This is a genomic window from Kitasatospora sp. NPDC036755 (genome assembly GCF_040636595.1).
Lineage (GTDB): Bacteria > Actinomycetota > Actinomycetes > Streptomycetales > Streptomycetaceae > Kitasatospora.
The window spans coordinates 1-19,420 of the sequence record NZ_JBEZUT010000163.1 but is presented as its reverse complement, the minus strand read 5'-3'; the positions used below and the strand labels follow the sequence as shown (position 1 = coordinate 19,420).

Here is a 19,420-nt window from a genome sequence, read left to right as displayed (position 1 = left end):
TCTGGGGGGGGGGCCCGGGGGGGGGGGGGGCGCCCCGGGGGGGGGGGCCCCCCCCCCGGGGGGGGGGGGGCGGGCCCGGGCCCCCCCCCCCCCGCCAGATGGTACGGAAGGAGGACGCCTCGATCTCGGCGTCGGCCTCGGCCTTCACGGCCTCGCCGGCGTCGTGGACTTCGGCCGGGTGCGCGGTGGCGGTGTCGTCGCCGATCTCCGGCGTCGGTAGGTAGACCGGGATGATGATCCAGGAGATCTTGCCCTCGCGGTAGGCCTGGCGCAGGGCGCGGCCGATGGCCTGGACGATGTCGATGACCGAGCTCTTGGGGTCGGCGAAAACGACCGCGTCGACGGCGGCGACGTCGATCCCCTCGGTCAGGAGCCGGCTGTTGCAGAGGATGCCGCACTCCTCGCCGTCCTCGCCGGTGTGGGCCTTGAACTCGGTGAACGCGGCCCGGCGGTCCTTGAGACGGTCGGTGCCGGCCACCGCCTTCGCCCAGATCCGCTCCGGCCGCTCCGCATCGGGCAGCAGCTCCGAGGCCTCCGGCAGAGTGCCCGCGAACTCCCGCGCCCCGGCCACCCGGGAGTGGAACGTGATCACACGGCGCAGGCCGAGGTCGGCGACCGCGCGCAGCACCGCGATCTGCAACGCGAGGCGCAGCAGTTCCTCGTTGCTGCGCTGGGAGCGCAGGTCCGCGACGGCGGGGAGGTTGAGGAGCTCGCGCAGGTCCTCGTCCGTCACCACCGGCACGAGCACGCGGTAGTCGGCGAGGTAGCCGTGCTCGATCCCCTGCCCGAGGGTCCAGGTGAAGCAGGTCTTGCCGTAGATCGCCTCGTCGTCCATGGAGCACAGCGCGGGCAGTACCTGGCCGTCGGCGTCGGCGAGGTCGGCCAGGCCGTCCTTCGCCCGCCGGTCGTCCGCGATCCTGGGCGTGGCGGTGAAGTACAGCCGGCGGAGAGCGGGGACCTGGGCGTCGTTGTGGACCGCGGCCCACGCCTTCCCCTCCGAACCGGCCGTGCGGTGGGCCTCGTCGATGACCACGAGGTCCCACTCGGGCAGGCCGAAGTCGCGGTGGGCCTGAACGATGCGCTCCAGCGAGGCGTAGGTGGCGTACACGGTGACCGGCTGGTTGTCGGGGGCGCCGTTGACCAGGTCGGTGAGCCGGGCCGCCTGCGTGGTCACCTCGGCGTGGATCCGGCCGCCGGCCTCCGCGCTCTCCAGCGCCTCCTCCCGCGAACAGGCCGCGACGGCCAGGCCGCGGCGCCCGCCCCGCAGCGACCACGCTTCGGCGGTCTGCTCCAGCAGCTCGATCGTCGGCACCAGCAGCAGCACCCGGCCCCGAGCGGCCAGGCGGCGGGCGCAGCCGGCCGCGATCAGGGTCTTGCCGGAGCCGGTCGCCGCGACGACGGTGGCGCGGCCGCCGTCCTTCACCTCGCGCACCGCGGCCGCCACCGCGTCCTTCTGGAACCCGTGCAGCGGCAGCGGGTTCACGGTGGCGGTGCCGGAGGGCTGCGCCGGGACCGGCTGAACGGCTGCGGCGCGGAACGCGGCCGGCACGTCGGCCTCGGTGGCGGTGGTGGTCTCCACGGCGGTGTTTCTCCTTCGTCGGCCGGGCGGTGCGGGAAGGTGGTCGGGTGCCGGACGAGCGCGGCCGCTGTCAGCCGATGAGGACTTCGGTGGTCTGGTGGCCGGTGGGGGTCCAGGTCCGGATCTCCAGGTAGACGATCTCCGCGTCCTCGCTGGCCCGGCCGGTCTCCACCAGCCACGTGAGCACCGCGTGGACGACGTCGCCGTGCGAGGCCGCCACCCTGCGGGACCACTCGGCGGCGGGGAATCCGCCGGTGGCGGAGGAGCCGTAGGTCCGCTCCTCCGTGCCGTCCGCGCGCGGGACCACTCCGCGCCTGATGCCGGGCGAGTCCTGCCGGGAGCCGGCGGACAGGGTGAAGTAGCGGGAGAGCATGCGCACGGTCAGCGCGACCCGGCCGTCCGCGGCCGCGGCCGCGTGGATCACACCGGCCAGGTGCGCGGCACCGGACCTGATCGCCTGCTTCCCGGCCCGGCCGGCCATGCTCCCGCCCGGGGTGCCGATCACGTCCTTGCCCCGCACCCTGGCCTTCTGCCCGGTCCTCGTGCGGCGACGGACGGTGTTCGCCTCCGCGATCCCGGCCAGTGTCTCCTCGTCCCGCTCGCCGCCCCGCACTGCGCGCACCAGCTGGCGCAGCGCGTTCACCATGCTGGCGCCCTTGCCCTTGGTGAAGAACTGGGAGACCAAGGACGCGTCGCGGCCGAGCATCCTGGCGACCTGGCGCTTGGTGTAGCCCTCGTCGATGAGCTCCTGGGTCAGGCGCGCGGCCTCGTTCGGCTGGTCCGGGTCGGCCGGGCTCACCGCTGCTCACCTCCGGTCGCCACCTGCGCGGCGGCGAGTTCGGCGCGACCCAGGCCGCGCAGCTTCAGGTACTCCTCCTGGGACTGCGGGTGCGCGACGGGGCCGGTGAGGTGGCCCTTGAGGAGGTAGTCGCCGGGCTCGCCGCGGTAGGGCCAGGGTTGGCGCTCGGTCAGGGCGATGCCGTCGGTGCCGAAGTACACGACCGTGCCGGGTTTGGCGTGCAGGGCGCCGGCGTGGCCGATGACCTCCTTGCCCTGGCGGTACTTCATGTCCAGCAGCGCCGCCCGCGCCCCGGACCACACGTAGGCGGCCCACTCGGGGTGGGCGTACGGGTCGCGGGAGAATCCGGCCTGCCGCTGCCAGGTCACCACCTGGCCGTCCTGGCCGAGGATCTCCACGCCGGCCGGGAGCGTCTCGCCCACCGGGGTGGTGCCGGAGACCAGGCGCGGGCGCTGCGCGAAGCCGCCCAGGCCGAACAGCAGCACGCTGCGGACCGCCCGGGAGGCGAGGTGAGCGGCGGTGCGTTGGCGCTCGTCGCCGTGGATGCGGGAGAGGTTGGCCAGGTCGGCCCAGGCGGCCTTGAGGCGCTTGCCCCACTCGTCGAGGGGCTTGCCGTCCTCGAAGAGCAGGCCGCCGAGGACCTCGATCCTCCACGGCGTCAGGTGGTTGGCGAGGGCGAGGTGGACCTCGGCACCGCCCGCCCACGTCACGAAGGTCTCCCCCGGCGTTGAAGGGTAGACCCAGGCCCGGTCCCCGGTGACGGGGGCGGGCAGCAGGCCGACGTGGTTCCAGCCGGCCGGGACCGTGACACGCACGTTCCAGTGCGAGCAGGACATCAGCGCCTTGGTCTGCTCCTGCTCGGTCATCGCGGCGAACGCGGCGGCGGTGATCCGGCGCGGGGTGCCGACCGGGGACTTCCACAGGTGCTTGGCGTAGGCGAAGGTACGGTCGTACTCCACCAGCGCCGGGAGCTGCTCCGGTACCCGGGGCGGCAGGATCAGTTCGGTGCGGCCCTGGCCGCCGGTCGCGTGCAGCAGGCCCCGCAGTTCCTCGGACAGGACCGGGTAGCCGCCGGCCCACTTGCCGGTGGTCGGGATGGTGCGCGACCACAGGTCCCGGCCCGTCTGCGAGGGCGAGCCCATCAGCACGGCGTCGTCCCAGTGGCGGCGCAGCGCCTGCCACAGCAGGGTGAACGCCTGGCGGCAGGTGACGACGTCGGTGCCCTCCGGGTCGAACCACTCCCCCATCGAGCGGATCTCGGTGCTGCCGCCGTCCGGTGCGGCGGTGGGGGCGTAGCGGCCGACGGGCTGGCGCTGGTGGACGAAGTGGCCGGCGAGCTTGTCCCGGCCGGCGCCGACGGCGGTGGTCCACCGCTCGGACGGCGTGTTCAGCCACGCGGCGACCGCGTCCTTGAGGGTGGAGTAGCGCTCGGCGCCGTCGTGCCACGGGGCGCCGGCGGTGATGTAGATCCGCTCGGTGCCGGGTGCGGCGTGCAGGACGGCGTCCAGGATCCCGCCGGGGGTGCGGGCGCCGAGGTCGAGGCGCACCACGCGGTCGCGCACCGCCAGGTCGCCGGTCGCGGCGTCCAGGAAGACCGTGGAGCGGGTCTGCTGGGTGAAGTTGGGGCGCTTGGACACCAAGCCCGTGGTGACGGCCTCGAAGCGGGCGCCGGCCGGGCCCTCGGGGAGGGCGGGCAGCTCACGCGGGCCGGCGGCGACCGGAGCGGCCGGGACGACCGGCGCAGTGGCCGGGGCGGGCTTCTCGGCAACGGCCTGGTCCTCGACCTCGGCCGGCGCCTCCGTCACCGGGGCGGCCGGGGCCGGGGCCGGCTGCTCGGGTACGGGGACCGGGCGGGTCAGCGCCGGGGCGACCGCAGCCGTGGGCTCGTCGACCGGCTCGGCCTCCGGGGCCGGGACAGGCGCAGCGGCACCGGCAGCGGCGGCCTGGTCGTCGACCTTCGCGGCGCGGACGGCGGCCGGGGTCGGGTCCAGCAGCGGGGCGATCCGTACGACGTCGCCGACGGACAGGCCCGCCGCCTTGGCGACCGCGTCGGCCTTCGCGCCCTCGTACCCCGCGAGACCGGCCACCCGGCGCGCGCGCCGGGCGGTGAGCTTGTCCAGCTCCTTCTGCGCGGCGGCGACGGCCTTCTCGGCGGCCGTGATCTCGGCGCGCAACTCGCGCAGACCCGCGAGCTCGGCGGTGTACGTCTTGCGGTCCATCAGCGGGTCACTCCCCTTCGGCGGTGGCGGTGGTGGGTCGGGTGGGGACGTAGGCGATCGGGCCGCCGGACACCGACGGCAGGCGGGTGCCGAGCAGCAGGCCCGCCAGGCGCGCGTCCTCGGCGTCGGTGGGGTCGGCGGCGTTGGCGGGGGCGGTGAGGTCGGTCAGGTAGCCGGCCAGGCGCGCCTTCGGGAACCGGTACCGGCCCGCGGTGCCGACGGTGCCGTCGGACTCCCACCCGGCCAGGCCGGTCAGCACCGCGACGACGAACCCGGCGACCGTCACCGGCAGCACCGTTCCGGCGGCGACCCGGGCCGGGTCGCACCGCCACCACCCGGACAGCGCGGCCAGCAGCTGTGCCTGGTCCAGCCCGGTGCCGAAGCCGATCCACTGCCGGTCCAGCTCCTCGACCCGCGCCGGGGCGTCGGAGCGCAGCACCGCGACCTCACCGGTGCCGAGCGCGGTCAGGTCGGCGGCCGGGCGGGCCTGCAGGCGCTGGAGCGCGGCCAGCGGGAACACCTGTCGGCCCTGTTCGCGCACGCCGGGGACCACGCCGGTGGCCATCAGCTTTTTCACCGTCGGGATCGAGCACCCCAGCGCTGTCCCGGCCTGCCCGGTCGTCACGAACACACCCACAACCTCCACGCCTATTCAACTGACTTGAAACGCTAGGTGACTCTACATCGTCCATGCCTTTTCAGTGAATTGTATAGGCATCTGGGTGATCGGGTGAACGGCCGAGCACGGCGCCACGTAACGCAAACCGGGTGACACCAGGGCTTGCTGACCGCCGCGAAGATGACAAGGAGCCAGGACATCCACCATGGCCGGCGGCGCGCAACGCGGCCGCCCGCCGGACGGCGAACGGCAGCGACGGCATGCCGTGCCAGTGGGCGGAGACCGTGTACTGCGAGGAACAGACGGAACCGCCTCGGTTGTGGCGCGAGGCGAGGGAGATCTGGGTCTGGAACCCGACAACCAGAACAATCGACAAGTACACCCCCAGCCAACTGGGCTGACAACGCCGCGCGCCCCGACGGGGCCGAGCCGCCGCGGTCCGGCACAGCCGGTTCCATCGATGGCCGAGGAACAGGGCGAGACCCCGTGGTGTGGCGAGGAAGGGACAGTCCTAGAACGGTTTGACGAGGACGGGCCCCAGGTACCTGCCGGCGATGGTGTCGACGAGGGCCTGGGGTGCGTGCTCGATGCCTGCGACGACGTGGTGCGGGACGGTGGCTCCGTCGAGGAGGTCGCGCCATTCCTGCTCAGCCTCGGGGTGGTCGTCGGCGCTGTAGCCGCGCAGTGTGACCTTCTTCAGCAGAAGCCGGAAGGAGTCGAGGCTCACCGGAGCCGAGCGTCCGGGACCGTTCGGGGCGAGCTGGCCGGACAGGGCACCGATGACGACGATGCGGGCGCCCGTTCGAGCAGCGCGGACGGCCGCGGCCAGCCGGTCGCCGCCGACGGTGTCGAGGACGACGTCGAGGCCGCCCGGTGCGGCGGCGGCGAGCTTGTCCGTCAGGCTTCCGGAGCCGACGGTGACCACGGCGTCGTATCCGCAGCCGCTGATCAGCGCCTCGGTCTTGGCCGCGCTGCCGGTGCCACCGACGACGCGGGCGGCGCCGAGCCTGCGGGCGGCCAGTGCGGCGACCGATCCGATGGCGCCGGTGGCCCCGGTGACGTGGACCGTGTCACCCGGGCGGATCCCGGCCGCGCGCGTGAGCGCGGCGTAGGCGGTCCAGCCGTGGCCGAGGTGGACGGCCGGATCGGTTGCGGGGTCCAGCGGACTCAACTCGGCCGCCGGGACGAGGGCATACTCGCGCCAACCCGCACCGTGCGCGACCAGGTCGCCGGGCTTCAGGCCGCTCCCCTCGGGGGCGATCACGACCTCGCCCAGCGCGCCGCCGGCCACGGGGTCACCGGGGCGCAGCACGGGGAAGGGGACGCCTTCGACGGACTCGGCCCCTTCGCCGATCATCATGCGCAGTGAGGCGGTGACCCGGAAGTACGTGGTGCGGACCAGTGCCTGCTCTGCCGTGGGCAGGGACAGCGGTACCTCGGCGACGTCGAAGTCGCTGCTGCGGGGCAGCCCGGCGGGGCGGCGGGCGAGGCGCACCTCACGCGTGGTGGCGGGCAGGGCGGACACGGTACCTCCGGGTGATCGACGTCTGGCGCGGCTCCGGCCCCGGAACCTGCCGCCACTGTGCGGGGCGCCGCGGAACCGGTCCACCCACCGGGCACTTCGTGCCGGATCCCGACATCGGCCGTGACAGCCTTGCCGGTATGGATCAGCTCGATCGGCAGTTGCTGCACGCCCTCTACCTTGACGGGCGCGCCTCGTTCAGCCGGATCGCGGCCGTTCTCGGCGTCTCGGGGCCGACGGTCGCCCGCCGCTACCGGGTGCTGCGGCAGTCGGGTGCCGCCCGGGTGGTCGGCTCCGTCCAGGCCTCGGGCGTCGGCCGCAGCGTGTGGGTGCTGCGGCTCGCCTGCGCGCCGGGCGCCGCACCCGAGATCGCGGCGGCACTCGCCCGGCGGCCGGACACCCGCTGGGTCCGGATCGCCTCCGGCGGCACGGAGGTGCTGTGCAACGTGCACGCCGATGAGGCCGACCGGGACGCCCTCCTGCTGGACAAGCTGCCGGCTACCCGGTCGGTCACCGCGATCCACGCGTGCTGCCTGCTGCACACCTTCACCGACGGCGGCGCCGACTGGGCGCCGCTGTCGTCCGCGCTGTCAGCGGACCAGGTGGAGGCCCTCGCCCACCGGCCGTCGGCCGTGCCTGGAGCGCACGCGCCCGACGAGCTCGACCGGGTGCTCTTCTGCGAGCTCGCCCGCGACGGCCGCATGCCCGCGGGCGAGTTGGCACGGGCGACCGGCCGTGACGAATCCACCGTCCGCCGCCGCATCGCCTCCCTGCGCGCCGATGGGATCCTCGCCTTCGACCTCGACGTCGATCTGCGTGCGCTCGGCCGCGGTACGGCCGCCCTTCTGTGGATCGAGGTGCAGCCGAAGCGCCTCGCCGCGGCCGGGGCCGCTTTCGCCGACCATCCAGAGGTAGCGTTCGTCGCCGCGACCACGGGACCGACCAGCCTCCTGGCCTCCGTCGTGACAACGGACGAGTCCGCGCTCTACGGCTACCTGACCGGCCGTCTCGGTGCGGTGCGGGGCGTACGCGACGTGCGTACCACGCCGATCCTGCGGACTGTGAAGCGCTCGGGGGCCCGCTTGCCGAGCCGGTGATCCGATCAGCAGGGAACCACCGGGTCGGTCTCGCTCACCACGTCGCCGTTCGGGCGGGACGACGCCGTGCGGGGTGCCGGCCCGTCCGCCGCGCGGGTCGGCGGTGGTGGTGAGGAGGCGGGCGGCGCTGTCCAGGGTCTCCTCGGCCTGGGCGAGCGGCGGCCGGTTCGCCGGGGTGAGGTGGACGCCGCGCGGGCCGCGGTCGGACAGGTCGCGCCGAGTTCGCGTTCGAGGGGCTGGATCCGCGGGGAGAGCGAGGGCCGGGCGGTGCGCAGGCGCTCGGCGGCGCGGCCGAAGTGCCGTTTCTCGGCGACGGCGCGGAAGTGGCGGAGGTGCCCCGGCAGGTCCGTGGCCAGCAATCATAGGTGTTTTCATATCGCTCACTTCATGATTGCGGTCTTGGACTGGGGAGCCCGTGGCCTGTTTAGCTGAGCGTGATCGCGCGGATCGCGGTGGTGTGGACCACCACCGCGGGCGCGACCGTGACTGCACGAACCGCTTGGGGAGACCACCGATGACGCCCGACCTCCGCCGTACCGGCACCCGTACCCGCACCGCGCTGCCCGCGGTGGCCCTGCTCGTGGCCGCGCTGGTCGGCGGGTGCGGCCAGGCGGGCGGCGCCTCGATGGCGGCGGCCCCCGGCACGGCGGCCTCCGGCTCGGCTGCGACGGCGGTGACGGCGGGCGCGGGGACGGCCGCGGCCGATGCGGCAAACGCGGCCTTCGCGGAACTCGAGCAGCGGTTCGGCGCCCGGCTCGGCGTGTACGCGGTGGACACCGGCAGCGGCCGGGAGGTCGTCCACCGGACCGACGAGCGGTTCGCGTTCGCGTCCACGATCAAGTCGCTCGCCGCCGGGGCCCTGCTGCGCAAGGCGTCCGACGCGGACCTGGACAAGGTCGTCCCCTACCGCCAGGAGGACGTGCTGGCGTGGGCACCGATCACCTCGCAGCACGTGGCGACCGGCATGAAGCTGCGTGATCTGGCCGCCGCTTCCATCCAGTACAGCGACAACACCGCGGCCAACCTCGTCTTCGCCGAACTCGGCGGCCCGGCGGCCGTCCAGCAGTCCCTGCGCGACCTGGGCGACTCGACCACCAGCGTCGACCGCACCGAACCCACCCTCAACGAGGCGACCCCGGGCGACACCCGCGACACCAGCACGCCGCGTGTCCTCGCCGCCGACCTGCGCCGCTACGTGCTCGGCGACGTCCTCCCGGAAGGCCGGCGCGGGCTGCTGACGGACTGGCTGGTCGGGAACACGACCGGCGGCCCGTACATCCGCGCGGGGGTGCCCGCCGACTGGAGGATCGGTGACAAGACCGGCAACGCGGGCTACGGCACCCGCAACGACGTCGCCGTGGCCTGGCCGTCGGGCGGGCGCGGCCCGATCGTGATCGTCGTCCTGACCGACCGCGGCAAGGCGGACGCCACCTCCGACGACGCCCTGATCGCCCAGGCGACGAAGGCCGTCGTCAGCGCCCTCGGCTGACTCCTTCGGGAGCGTCCCCCGGCCCCGGAGGCGCTTGAGCAGGGCGCGGCGGCGCCCCCGGGGCCGGCGGGACGGCCCGGCCCGACCGGGACGGCGGCGCCGTGCACGGCATCGGGCGCCCGCCGTCGGCTCCGGTCCGGTCAGGTGAGGGCCGTGGCGCGGCGGCCTGCCGGGTGGCCGGGGGTGTCGGTGCTTCCGCGCCCCGGTCGGCGGACCGCGGTCGGTGGGCCGATGCCGGTCAGGAGGTGGGCATCAGGACGGTGTCGACGATGTAGACGGTGGCATTGGCGGTCTGGACGTCGCCGCAGAGGACCTTGGCGCTGTTGTTGACGGTGAAGTCGGGGGTGCTGCCGGTGACGGTGAGGTCGTGGGTTTCCAGGGTCTTGTGGGTGCCGGTGAGGGCGGTGGGGGCGAGGCGCTGGGGGACGACGTGGTAGGTGAGGATCTCGGTGAGCTTGTCCTTGTCGGCGAGGACGGCGTCCAGGGTGGCCTTGGGGATCTTGGCGAAGGCGTCGTTGGTCGGGGCGAAGACGGTGATGTTCTGCGCGGAGTTGAGGGTGTCGACGAGGCCGGCCTGCTTGACGGCGGTCACCAGGGTGGACAGCAGCGGGTTGTTGGAGGCCGCGGTGGCGACGGGGTCCCCGGCCATGCCCGAGAAGGACCCGGCGCCGTCCTTGGGCACGGCCGCACACGCGGTGCCGAACGGCCGGCCGCTCATGGCCGCGCCGGACGCGGTGGCGGGCGCGGCGGCGGGTGCGGCGGCGGGTGCGGCGGCGGAGGACGACGCTGCGGCCGGAGCCTTGGGCGCGGTCGGGGATCCGGAGCCGCTGCTGCTGCAGGCTCCCAGGGCGAGCGCGAGAGCCGCGGCCGCGGCCAGGGCGACGGAGCTGCGACGGCGAGTGGTGGTCATGGCGGTTCTCTCCTTGATGCGGTTGTGAAGGTCCGGCCCGTCGGGCGGGCCGGGCGGGGGTGGTTCGGTCGGGGGTGGTTCGGGTGGCCGGTGCGGCTCAGGTGACGGTGACGACGGTGCTGTGCCAGCCGGCGGCGCCAGCCGGGTAGGGAGCCGCGCGGGTCTCGGTCTGCACGGCCCCGGTGGTGTCGGTGGCACGGACCTCGATCCGGTGGGCACCGGGGACGGCGCCGGTCCAGGTGTGGGTCCACTGCCGCCACAGGTCGGGTCCGGTGTCGGGGGCGAGCAGGGCTTCCTGCCACGGGCCGCCGTCGAAGCGGACCTCGACGGCAGCGATGCCGCGGTGGGTCGCCCAGGCGGTGCCGGCCACGGTGATGTCGCCGGCGGGCACCCGCGCGAACGGGGCGGGGACCTCGATGCGCGAAGCGGTGCGCACCGTGCCGGTGCGGTCCCAGCCCCGTTGCACCCAGTAGGGGTCGTAGGCGGCGAAGGTGGTGACGTCCAGGTTGACGAGCCACTTGGTGGCGGAGGTGTAGCCGTAGAAGCCGGGCACGACGCTGCGGCACGGGAAGCCGTGGGCGACGGGCAGGGCCTCGCCGTTCATCGCGACGGCCAGCAGCGCGCGGCGTCCGTCCAGGACCGACTCCAGTGGGGTGCCGATGGTCATACCGTCCTGGGAACGGCCCACGAGCTGGTCCGCGCCGGGGTGCACACCCGCCCTGCGCAGCAGGGCGGGCAGGGAGACGCCGAGCCAGCGGGTGGTCCCGGCATAAGGGCCGCCGACCTCGTTGGACACGCACGACAGGGTGTGGTCGAGCTCTTCCAGCGGCTCGCGCAGGAGGTCGTCGAAGGTGATCAGGAGGGGGTGGTCGACGCGGCCACGGACGCGCAGGGCCCAGCGGCGGGGGTCGATGCGGGGCAGGGTGAGGGCGGTGTCGACCCGGTAGAAGTCCGCGTTCGGGGTGACGAACGGGGACAGGCCCGAGACCTTCGGGTGGACGGCGGCGGGCAGCGGCGGCAGCGGCCGGGCGGCCGGGGGGATGCGGACGGCGGCGCGGGCCGCGCCGATGTCGTGGCGGCGGTCCGACAGCGTGCGGCCGCCGACACCGGCGAGGGCTCCGACGGCGATCGTCGCGCCGGTGGCGGCGAGCGCGGCGCGACGGGAGGTGCTCCCGGGGCCGCCGGGCGCGACGGGCTCGGCTTCGGTCCCGCCCTCCGGGCGGCCGCTCGGTGCGTCGCCGTGTGCGGCCGCCGGCGCTGCCGTGGTCTCGGCGGTGCGCAGCGCGCGGGCCAGGAGAAGGAGGGCCGCGGTGCCGGTCAGGCCGGCGGCCAGGGCGGGAGCGGCGTCCGCGGGGCCGGAGGTGGGGCGGGAGAGGGCTGCCCGGGTGCCGAGCAGTCCGAAGGCGGCGAAGACGCCGGCCCCGGGCGCGGGGTGGCGGGCGGCCAGCAGACCGGCGAGCGCGGCGAGCAGTGCCATCGTCAGGTAGATCCCGCCGAGCAGCACCGACTTGTCGTGGGTGCCGAACGTGCGGATGGCGTACTCCTTGAGCGAAGTGGGTGTCAGGTCGATGGCGGCCGACCCGACGGCGATGACCGGCGCGCTGTCAGGGCCGGTGAAGGCGGCGGCCAGTTCACCGGCGCCGAGCGCGGCCGCGGCGGCGGCCCATCCGGTCGCCGCCGCGGCGCCGGCCCGCGGGAGGCCGCCCCGGCGGGGCCAGGAACGCGGTGGTACCCGGGTTGCGTCGTTGCTCACGTCCCGTCTTCGTCGCGGCGGTGGGGGCGGATGGGTGCCGATCTCCTCCCCCGGCCGGAAAGGTCCCCCGGGCCGGTCGGTGACCGGTTGCCGGCCGCCGTCTGCCGCCCCGCTCCGGCGGACGCGCACTGCCGGGTGAACGGCCCCGGAGCGCAGGGGGCGGGTGGAGGCCGGCGCGCGGCGGGCGACGGTGAACCGGCGGCGGCCGGGGCCAAACCGGAGGCCCGACGGCTCCGAAGACCACATGCCAGCAGTCGTGTTCACCGGCCGGTCCTTGTCCCGGCCCCGTCGTGGGGAGGCTCTCGTTGCCCGCCGCCTGTCCGTACGGCTCACCGCCCGCCCGTCGCCCCCGACGAGCAGACAGGTGAGCGCCGTCGTCCACCTGTCCGGGCCCCGCCGGCCCGGCCCGGACCTCGAAGAGCTCCTCGCCAGGGTCGCCCGCGGCGACCAGGACGCCTTCTCCCGGCTGTACGACGCGGTGGCCGCGCCGGTGCTGGGCCTGGTACGCCGGGTGCTGCGCGATCCGGCGCAGTCGGAGGAGGTCGCCCAGGAGGCGCTGCTGGAGGTGTGGCGCACCGCCGCCCGCTACCGGGCCGAACGCGGCGAGGTGATGCCGTGGGTGCTGACCATCGCGCACCGGCGCGCGGTGGACCGGGTCCGGTCGGCACAGGCGGCCGCCGACCGCGACCAGCGCGCGGCAGCGGCTTCGCACGCTCCGGTGTTCGACGAGGTGGCCGAGCAGGTCGAGGGCCGGTTGGAGCGCGAGCAGGTGCGGCGCTGCATGAAGACGCTGACGGAACTGCAGCGCGAGTCGTTGACCTTGGCGTACTACCAGGGCTACACCTACCCGCAGGTCGCCGAGGTTCTCGGCGCTCCGCTGGGAACCGTCAAGACCCGCATGCGCGACGGACTGATCCGTCTGCGCGACTGCCTGGGGGTGGGGGCGTGAGCGCCGCCGAGCTGCACACCCTGACCGGCGCCTACGCCGCGCACGCCCTCGACCCCGAGGAAGGCGCCGAGTTCGAACGGCACCTGGCCGGGTGCCCCGCCTGTACGCAGGAGGTCGCGGAGTTCGCGGAGACCCTCGCCCGGCTCGGCTCCGCCGAGGCGCTCCTGCCCCCGCCGGCGCTGAAGGCCCGGGTGATGGCCGCGTTGCCGACGGTGCGCCAGCAGGCCCCGCACACCGCTCCCGTGCCGGGGCACCGACGTGACCGCCCGGCCCGGGGCTGGACCAAGCTCGCTCTCGCGGCCTGCCTGGCGCTGGCCGTCGGCGCCGGCGCCATCGCCCTGCGGCAGCACCAGCGGGCCGGACAGGCACAGGCCCGCGCCGCCGCCCTCCAGCAGCAGCAGGACCGCTTCGCCGCGCTGCTCACCGCGCCGGACGCCCGCACCGTCACCGGTACCGTGGCCGGCGGAAGCGGGGTGGGCACGGTGGTGTGGTCGGACTACCGCGGCCAGGCCGGCTTCCTGGCCTCCGGCATGCCCGTTCTCGCCGCCGGTAGCACGTACGAGCTGTGGTTCGACGACGCGGGGACGATGCGCCCGGCCGGGCTGCTGCCGGCCGGTGACGGCGCCCTCCTGCTGACCGGAGCGCCGAACGGGGCGCGCGGCATCGGCGTCACCGTCGAACCGGCGGGCGGCTCCGCGCACCCCACAACGGCGCCGCTCATGCTCCTGCCCTTCACCTGAGCCGACCGGCCCGGGCCGGGATCCCGGCCCGGGCCGCTGAGGCGCCGAGCGGTGTCGGCACTTCGTGGGCGCGGCGTCCGGGCGCGTACCCCTCTTCGGCGCGGGTCAGCCGGGCGGGACCGGCAGGGCGGCGGGCACGGCCTGCCCGAGCAGGCAGGCACGGGCGTCGTCCAGAGCCGCGGCAGCGTGGCGCAGGTGGTGGTTGACCACCGGGACGAGGGTGCCGCGCAGGCCGTCGGCGGCGTGAAGGGCAGCGGCGGCCCGGTCCAGGAAGTCGCCGGCGTGACGGACCGACGGACCCCTGTCACCGGCGCGGTACTCACCCGCCAGGGCCCCGGCCGCATCGGCGAGTTCACCGACGCCGGGGTCCTCCACCGGTTCGGCGCCGAAGAGCTCCAGCCCGTACGCCACCTCCGCCAGCCTGGCCGAACGGCGCGTCTCCCACCATGTACTCACACCGCGATCATCCACCACCGCACGACCCGACGGACACGAAACGACCCAACTCTCCCGCAACCGCGGGGGTCCGGGCGCACTCCGAGGAGACAGGGGCCCCGGTCCGACGGTTCGGGGAAGGCGGTCGTGGAACGCGGTCCCTCCCGGGGCCGGCGCCGGGCGGGGAAGGCCGTCGGGATTCCCGGGCGAGGATCCCGGGCGGGATTCCCGACGGCCCGGACCCGGCCGTCCGGGAGGCCGCCGACGGTAAGCGAAGGCCCGGGCCCGGCGTTGATCGCGCTCGCCTGCCGACCGCCGTTTCAGGCGGCGGCGGCCAGGTCGGCGCGGCCGAACAGCAGGGCGTAGCCGCGGGGCAGGTGGGCGAGGAGGCGGTCGGTGAGGTTGTCGTCGGTCAGTGCGGTGAGGGCTGCCAGGACGGAGGAGGCGTCCCAGCGGGCGGCGGTGAGGCTTGTGCCCAGGGTGTCGGCAAGGGTGTCGACGAAGGCGGGGGCGGTGACGGGACGCGGCAGGGGGATCTGGGCGGCGAGGACGGCGCGGGCCCGTTCGGGCAGGACTGCGGCGAGGTCGCGGCGTTCGTCGCCGGTGAGCTGGGAGCCGAGGAGGGTCAGGACGGCGTCGAGGACTCGTTCGGCTTCCTCGTCGGTGGCGTAGCGGCCGAGGCTGCGGACCTGCTGGAGGAGGTGGCGGTAGCGGGTCATGACCGTGGGGCCTTCCAGGGGCTGGCCGCCGGCGGGCCGGCGGTGGCGTGAGGGGTGGTCAGGGTCGTTCGCCTGCGGGCGGTCGGCCGAACAGCAGGTCGTAGCCGGGCGGCAGTTGGAGCAGGACGCGCCCGGTGAGGTCGTCGCCGGCGGCGTCGGCCACCGTGGACAGGACGGCGCCGATGTCCCACAGGGCGGTGGCTTCGGTGGCGCCCTCGATCCAGGCGGCGGCCGCGCGCACGAACCGTTCCGGGCTGAGCGGCTCGGCGGCCTGCAGGGGGTTGAGCAGGATCAGGGCCATGGTCTCCGGCAGGCGGGCGGCCAGTTGCGCGCGCACGTCGCCGACCAGGTGGGCTCCGAGCAGAGCCAGGACGACCCGGGCGGCCCGCTCGGCCTCCTGCGGGGTCTCGTACTCGCCGCGTTCCCGGATCTCTTCCAGGAACGCCTCCCATCGAAGAGTCACCGCGGTTCTCCCTCCGTTCAAGGTCCGGCGCGGCCGTGCCCGGTCGGGGGCTGGGCGCCGGTGCGGCCCGGTGAGCTGTGCAGCCGGACGGCGCGGCTGCTGGTTCCGCGAAGGATCAGGCGTCTGCCGCTGCGGTCGGCCCGGTCGCGGGCCCGGACGGGGCGCCCGGGCCCGCGCGGTCCGTGAACGCGACCTCCGATGGATCGGGTACCACCTCCCGGTGCGACTCGGGCGCGGCGGCCGGAGCACGGCGCGGCGCGGGGCGGAGCCGAGGTCGATCCCGCCGGGCCCCCGCACGATGAGGGTTGGCCGTTCACGGCGATTCCGCGTCGCTGCGGATGGGCCGGCGGGGGCGGTCGGCGGTCGGGGGTGTTCCGGCCGCCCTTTCGATCGAGGGGGGAGATCGGGGCGGCCGGAACGGCATCGGGGGTTGGTCAGGCCTGGATCTGCTTGCGGTCGCCGCTGTGGCTGATCGCGACCTTGCGGGGCTTGGCCTTCTCGGCGACCGGGATCTTCAGGGTCAGCACGCCGGAGTCGTAGTCGGCGGTGATCCCGGCGGGGTCGAGGGTGTCGGAGAGCATGACCTGGCGGGAGAACACTCCGAGCGGGCGCTCGGACAGCTCCCACTTCACGCCCTCGCCTTCCTGGCGCGGACGGCGCTCGGCCTTGACGGTCACCATGTTCCGCTCGACGTCGATGTCGATCGCCTCCGGGTCGACCCCCGGCAGGTCGAAGCAGATCACGTACTCGTCGCCGGTCCGGTAGGCGTCCAGCGGCATCGGCGCCGGACGCGACCAGGTCCCCGTGCTGCCCAGGAACTGCTGGGTCAGACGGTCCAGCTCGCGGAACGGGTCAGTGCGCAGCAGCATCGCGAAACACCTCCACTGATCGAATGGGTGCCAGTGCGCTTCACCTGACACCTTTGTAGCGCGTCATCCATCCGATGACAAGTTGGCACGTCGCCCGTAGAGTGACTTCATGAGTGAAACGCCCCGCCGACCCGCCGCCGGTGGTCCTCAGCCGGTCGAGCCCGCTTCGTTCCTGGCGGCCGCGGCCGCGCTGGCCGCCATCGACGACGCCGTCCGCACCGCCCAGGACCCCGCGCCCCGGCCCACGACCGCCCCCGACGAGCGGGAAGGCCCCGAGCAGGCCCTGGCCGCCGTGATGCTGCTGCGTGAGCTGCGCGCCCAGCTCGCCGGCTGGGAAGTCGGCCTGGTGGAGAGCGCCCGGGAGGCCGGCGCCACCTGGGCCGACCTCGCCCGGCCCATGGGCGTCGCCAGCCGCCAGGCCGCCGAGAACCGCTACCTGCGCCTCAAGCCCGCCGGCGGCACGACACGGGGCGGTACCGGTGCGGAACGCGTCAAGGCCGTCCGCGACCGGCGGGCCGCCGACCGCACGGTCACCGCCTGGGCCCGCGACAACGCCGCCGAGCTGCGGGTTCTCGCCGCCCAGATCACCATGACCGCGCTCGCCCCCGACGCCCGCCCCGCCCAGGCCGCCCTGACCGCCGCGCTCGGCGCCACCGACCCCGCCGACCTCATGGAGCCCCTCGCCGCCGTCCGCCCCCACCTCGGTACCGGCCATGACGACCTCGCCACCCGCCTCGACGTCCTCACCCACCACACCGCCCGACTCCGCGACGACAGCGACCGACGCCGCGCCTGACCCTGCCGCCGCCGGAGCTCGGCACCGAGGTGCGTGTCGAGCTCCGGGTGAACGAGTCGCCGGCCGCGCGGGTCGGGCGGCCCGACGGGAAGCGTCGAAGGGTTGACGCGGAAAAGTGTGAGTGGTTTATTACTCATATGGCGACGACGAAACGGGTGCTCAGCACCGCGGAGGAGCGCAGGGAAGCGGTGCTCAGCACCGCGGTCAGCAGCTTCGCGGCCCGCGGCTACTACGGCACCAACACCACCGAGGTGGCGAAGAGGGCGGGCATCTCGCAGGCCTATGTCTACCGCCTGTTCCCCAGCAAGGAGGCGTTGTTCGTCGCGGTCGTCGAGCACTGTTTCGACCTTGTGCGGGACAGCTTCGCCAGGGGGGCGGCCCAGGCGCGCGGCAGCGAGCCGCACGAGGTGCTGATGGCGATGGGAGACGAGTACGCCCGGCTCATCGCCGACCAGGACCTGCTGCTGGTCCAGGTGCACGCCCAGGCGGCCGCGGCGTCCGAGCCCGCGGTGCGCGAGGTGGTGCGGCGCGGCTACGCCAGGACCGTCGAGTACGTGCGCAGCGTTTCCGGCGCGGACGCCGGCGCGGTCCAGCACTTCATGGCCAGGGGGGCGTTGTGCCACCTGGTGGTGGCGATCGGCGCCACCGAGGTCGACGCGCCGTGGGCGAACACGCTCTCGGCGGGCCTGCGCCACTACTGAGTTCCGTCACCGATCGGCTTTCGCCGCGAGAACGGCCGCGTCGCGCGGCCTTTTTTCGAACCAAAGTGTGAGTGGTCGACCACTCAATTCCCAGAGGAGAATCCATGCCCCAGGAACTGCACGTCGTCCTCGGCACCGGACCGGTCGGCCTCACCCTCGCCGAGCGGCTCGTCGCCCGGGGCAAGCAGGTGCGCACGGTGAACCGGTCCGGCGGCGGAGAGCGGATCGCCGGTTCGGTGCGGGTCGCGGCCGACGTGACCGACCGGGCCGCGCTCGCCGAGATCGTCGAGGGCGCCGACGTCGTCTACAACTGCACCCACGTCCCGTACCGGCTGCAGCCGCAGGTGCTGCCCGTGATCCAGGACGCGCTGCTCGACGTGGTCGGCCGCAGCGGCGCGAAGCTGGTCACCGTCGAGACGCTCAACCAGTACGGCCCGACCGGCGGGGTGCCGATGACCGAGCGGACGCCGCTCGCCGCACCGGGCCCCAAGGGCAGGACGCGCGCCGCGATCACCGAGCGGTACCTGGCCGCGCACGAGCGCGGGGACGTCCGGGTCGCGCTCGGCATGGCGGCCGACTTCTTCGGCCCGCGCGTTCTGCTGTCCTCGCTGGGCGCGTCGGTGTTCCCGGCCGCGCTGACCGGCGCGGCCAGGCTCGGACTGGGCGACATCGGCCTGCCGAAGAGCTACACCTACGTGCCCGACCTCGCCGCCGGGCTCGCCACGCTCGGCTCCGACGAGCGCGCACTCGGCAGGCTGTGGCACCTGCCCGTCGACGGCCCGTACACGACCCGGCGGATTCACGGCATCATCGGCGACCTGACCGGCTTGCCGACGCAGATCACGGTGCGGCACGAGGCAGAGCCGTTCGGCCCGTACGACGAGGAGTTCATGGCCGAGTACCGCGAACTCTTCTACTGGCACACCGAGCCGTTCGTCATGGACGACTCGCTCTACACCGGCACCTTCGGCGTCCGCGCCACCCCGATGCGCGAAGCGCTCGCCAAGACCCTCGACTGGTTCGCCCACTCCGTCCAGGAAGGACAGTGACCGCGCGGACCCCCTACACCACCGAAGTGACCTCCAGCGGTGACGGCCGCAACGGCGGGGTCCGCTCCCGCGACGGCCTGCCGGACACCGCACTCACGCTCCCCGACCTCGTTCCGGGGGCTCGGAAAATTTCTTCGAACCCGGCTGCAACCCCCCGGGCGGATGGACGTCTATCAGGGTGAGAGGCGGGGAGAGCGAGCCGGCGAAGCCGGGGGGCTCGGGCCGGCTCCTCGGGGCGCGACAGTGAGGCGCCCGTCCTTTCCGCAACACACCATCACCTTGTCCTTGGGGGGACTGTCACATGAACGCGTCCGCTATCACCCGTATTGCGAAGATCATCCCGCTGGCCGTCGTCGCCGCCGTCGGTGTCACCGCCTGCGGCCCGACCAACGGCGGGGCCTCCCTCGCCGCCCCCGCCACCAACCCCGCGGCCACCTCCTCGACCACCCCCGCCCCGGCCACGCCGACCACCGAGGCCGCACCGACCACCCCCGCCGAGACCGCGACCGCCAAGACCGACACGAAGACCGCCGCGAAGACCGCCGCGAAGACCGCCACCAAGACCACCAGCGGCACGTCCGGCACCGGCGGCATCGCCATCACCTTCAACGGCCTGAACCAGAACGGCCAGATCGGCCTGGGCGACCTCGTCCCCTTCTCCGTCACCTGGAAGAACAACGACACCACCGGCACCCGCAGCATCGTCCCCGTC

General features: G+C 74.5%; 20 protein-coding genes. 8 read left to right on the top strand and 12 right to left on the bottom strand.

Annotation, left to right across the window (positions count from 1 at the left end; all coding sequences use genetic code 11):
• From AB0E96_RS23655 to AB0E96_RS23635, 5 genes are all read right to left on the bottom strand, one after another.
• Nucleotides 1-1,579, bottom strand: a 1,579-nt coding sequence (locus tag AB0E96_RS23655) for a DEAD/DEAH box helicase family protein (RefSeq protein WP_359827023.1), incomplete at its 3' end; no start/stop codon positions are given.
• Nucleotides 1,580-1,649: 70 nt separating this feature from the next.
• Nucleotides 1,650-2,378: a helix-turn-helix domain containing protein gene (locus tag AB0E96_RS23650; RefSeq protein WP_359827020.1), complete on the bottom strand. Its 729-nt coding sequence runs from the start codon at nt 2,376-2,378 to the stop codon at nt 1,650-1,652.
• Nucleotides 2,375-4,597, bottom strand: coding sequence for a hypothetical protein (locus tag AB0E96_RS23645; RefSeq protein ID WP_359827017.1), 2,223 nt, complete (start codon nt 4,595-4,597; stop codon nt 2,375-2,377). The genes AB0E96_RS23650 and AB0E96_RS23645 overlap by 4 nt, the downstream gene beginning before the upstream one ends.
• Before the next feature lie 7 nt (nt 4,598-4,604).
• The gene (locus tag AB0E96_RS23640; RefSeq protein WP_359827015.1) at nt 4,605-5,228 is read right to left on the bottom strand and encodes a DNA-binding protein; all 624 of its coding nucleotides are present in this window, start codon (nt 5,226-5,228) and stop codon (nt 4,605-4,607) included.
• Between the two features lie 499 nt (nt 5,229-5,727).
• Entirely contained in the window at nt 5,728-6,741 is a 1,014-nt protein-coding gene (locus AB0E96_RS23635) for an NADP-dependent oxidoreductase (RefSeq protein ID WP_359827012.1), read from the bottom strand.
• Nucleotides 6,742-6,878: 137 nt separating this feature from the next.
• Here AB0E96_RS23635 and AB0E96_RS23630 point away from each other — a divergent pair, with 137 nt between their 5' ends.
• The gene (locus AB0E96_RS23630) at nt 6,879-7,835 is read left to right on the top strand and encodes an AsnC family transcriptional regulator (RefSeq protein WP_359827010.1); all 957 of its coding nucleotides are present in this window, start codon (nt 6,879-6,881) and stop codon (nt 7,833-7,835) included.
• A gap of 5 nt (nt 7,836-7,840) precedes the next feature.
• Here AB0E96_RS23630 and AB0E96_RS23625 read toward each other — a convergent pair whose 3' ends face one another.
• Nucleotides 7,841-8,194: a LysR family transcriptional regulator gene (locus AB0E96_RS23625; protein WP_359827007.1), complete on the bottom strand. Its 354-nt coding sequence runs from the start codon at nt 8,192-8,194 to the stop codon at nt 7,841-7,843.
• Between the two features lie 155 nt (nt 8,195-8,349).
• Between AB0E96_RS23625 and bla the strand changes: the two genes are divergently transcribed.
• Complete coding sequence (gene bla / locus AB0E96_RS23620; RefSeq protein ID WP_359827004.1) at nt 8,350-9,324, top strand: class A beta-lactamase; 975 nt, start codon at nt 8,350-8,352, stop codon at nt 9,322-9,324.
• A gap of 238 nt (nt 9,325-9,562) precedes the next feature.
• On the opposite strand, the gene AB0E96_RS23615 is transcribed toward bla, so the two are convergent.
• On the bottom strand, nt 9,563-10,234 hold the full coding sequence (locus AB0E96_RS23615; RefSeq protein WP_359827002.1) for a fasciclin domain-containing protein: 672 nt from the start codon (nt 10,232-10,234) through the stop codon (nt 9,563-9,565).
• 97 nt (nt 10,235-10,331) lie between these two features.
• Nucleotides 10,332-11,987, bottom strand: coding sequence for a molybdopterin-dependent oxidoreductase (locus AB0E96_RS23610; RefSeq protein ID WP_359826999.1), 1,656 nt, complete (start codon nt 11,985-11,987; stop codon nt 10,332-10,334).
• A 364-nt stretch (nt 11,988-12,351) separates the two neighbouring features.
• On the opposite strand from AB0E96_RS23610, the gene AB0E96_RS23605 reads away from it, so the two are divergent.
• Complete coding sequence (locus AB0E96_RS23605) at nt 12,352-12,936, top strand: sigma-70 family RNA polymerase sigma factor (protein ID WP_359826997.1); 585 nt, start codon at nt 12,352-12,354, stop codon at nt 12,934-12,936.
• Nucleotides 12,933-13,676 (top strand): anti-sigma factor, encoded by a 744-nt coding sequence (locus tag AB0E96_RS23600; RefSeq protein ID WP_359826996.1) that lies wholly within the window; start codon nt 12,933-12,935, stop codon nt 13,674-13,676. Before AB0E96_RS23605 ends, AB0E96_RS23600 begins: the two co-directional genes overlap by 4 nt.
• Nucleotides 13,677-13,781: 105 nt before the next feature.
• Here AB0E96_RS23600 and AB0E96_RS23595 read toward each other — a convergent pair whose 3' ends face one another.
• The 4 genes from AB0E96_RS23595 to AB0E96_RS23580 form a co-directional block, all read right to left on the bottom strand.
• A complete protein-coding gene (locus AB0E96_RS23595) occupies nt 13,782-14,132 on the bottom strand; it encodes a hypothetical protein (protein ID WP_359826994.1) in 351 nt (116 codons plus the stop codon).
• Nucleotides 14,133-14,431: 299 nt separating this feature from the next.
• Nucleotides 14,432-14,830 carry a DUF2267 domain-containing protein gene (locus AB0E96_RS23590; protein ID WP_359826991.1) on the bottom strand — a complete coding sequence of 133 codons (399 nt, stop codon included), beginning with the start codon at nt 14,828-14,830 and terminating at the stop codon, nt 14,432-14,434.
• Between the two features lie 58 nt (nt 14,831-14,888).
• Nucleotides 14,889-15,293 (bottom strand): DUF2267 domain-containing protein, encoded by a 405-nt coding sequence (locus tag AB0E96_RS23585; protein WP_359826988.1) that lies wholly within the window; start codon nt 15,291-15,293, stop codon nt 14,889-14,891.
• A 434-nt stretch (nt 15,294-15,727) separates the two neighbouring features.
• Nucleotides 15,728-16,162: an Hsp20/alpha crystallin family protein gene (locus AB0E96_RS23580; RefSeq protein WP_359826985.1), complete on the bottom strand. Its 435-nt coding sequence runs from the start codon at nt 16,160-16,162 to the stop codon at nt 15,728-15,730.
• A gap of 109 nt (nt 16,163-16,271) precedes the next feature.
• Here AB0E96_RS23580 and AB0E96_RS23575 point away from each other — a divergent pair, with 109 nt between their 5' ends.
• The 4 genes from AB0E96_RS23575 to AB0E96_RS23560 form a co-directional block, all read left to right on the top strand.
• Nucleotides 16,272-16,958, top strand: a complete 687-nt coding sequence (locus AB0E96_RS23575) for a hypothetical protein (protein ID WP_359826982.1) — start codon at nt 16,272-16,274, stop codon at nt 16,956-16,958.
• 137 nt (nt 16,959-17,095) lie between these two features.
• Nucleotides 17,096-17,659, top strand: a complete 564-nt coding sequence (locus tag AB0E96_RS23570; protein WP_359826980.1) for a TetR/AcrR family transcriptional regulator — start codon at nt 17,096-17,098, stop codon at nt 17,657-17,659.
• A 104-nt stretch (nt 17,660-17,763) separates the two neighbouring features.
• On the top strand, nt 17,764-18,708 hold the full coding sequence (locus tag AB0E96_RS23565; RefSeq protein WP_359826978.1) for an NAD-dependent epimerase/dehydratase family protein: 945 nt from the start codon (nt 17,764-17,766) through the stop codon (nt 18,706-18,708).
• A 301-nt stretch (nt 18,709-19,009) separates the two neighbouring features.
• Nucleotides 19,010-19,420 (top strand): hypothetical protein (locus tag AB0E96_RS23560; protein WP_359826975.1); only part of this gene is annotated, 411 nt, incomplete at its 3' end.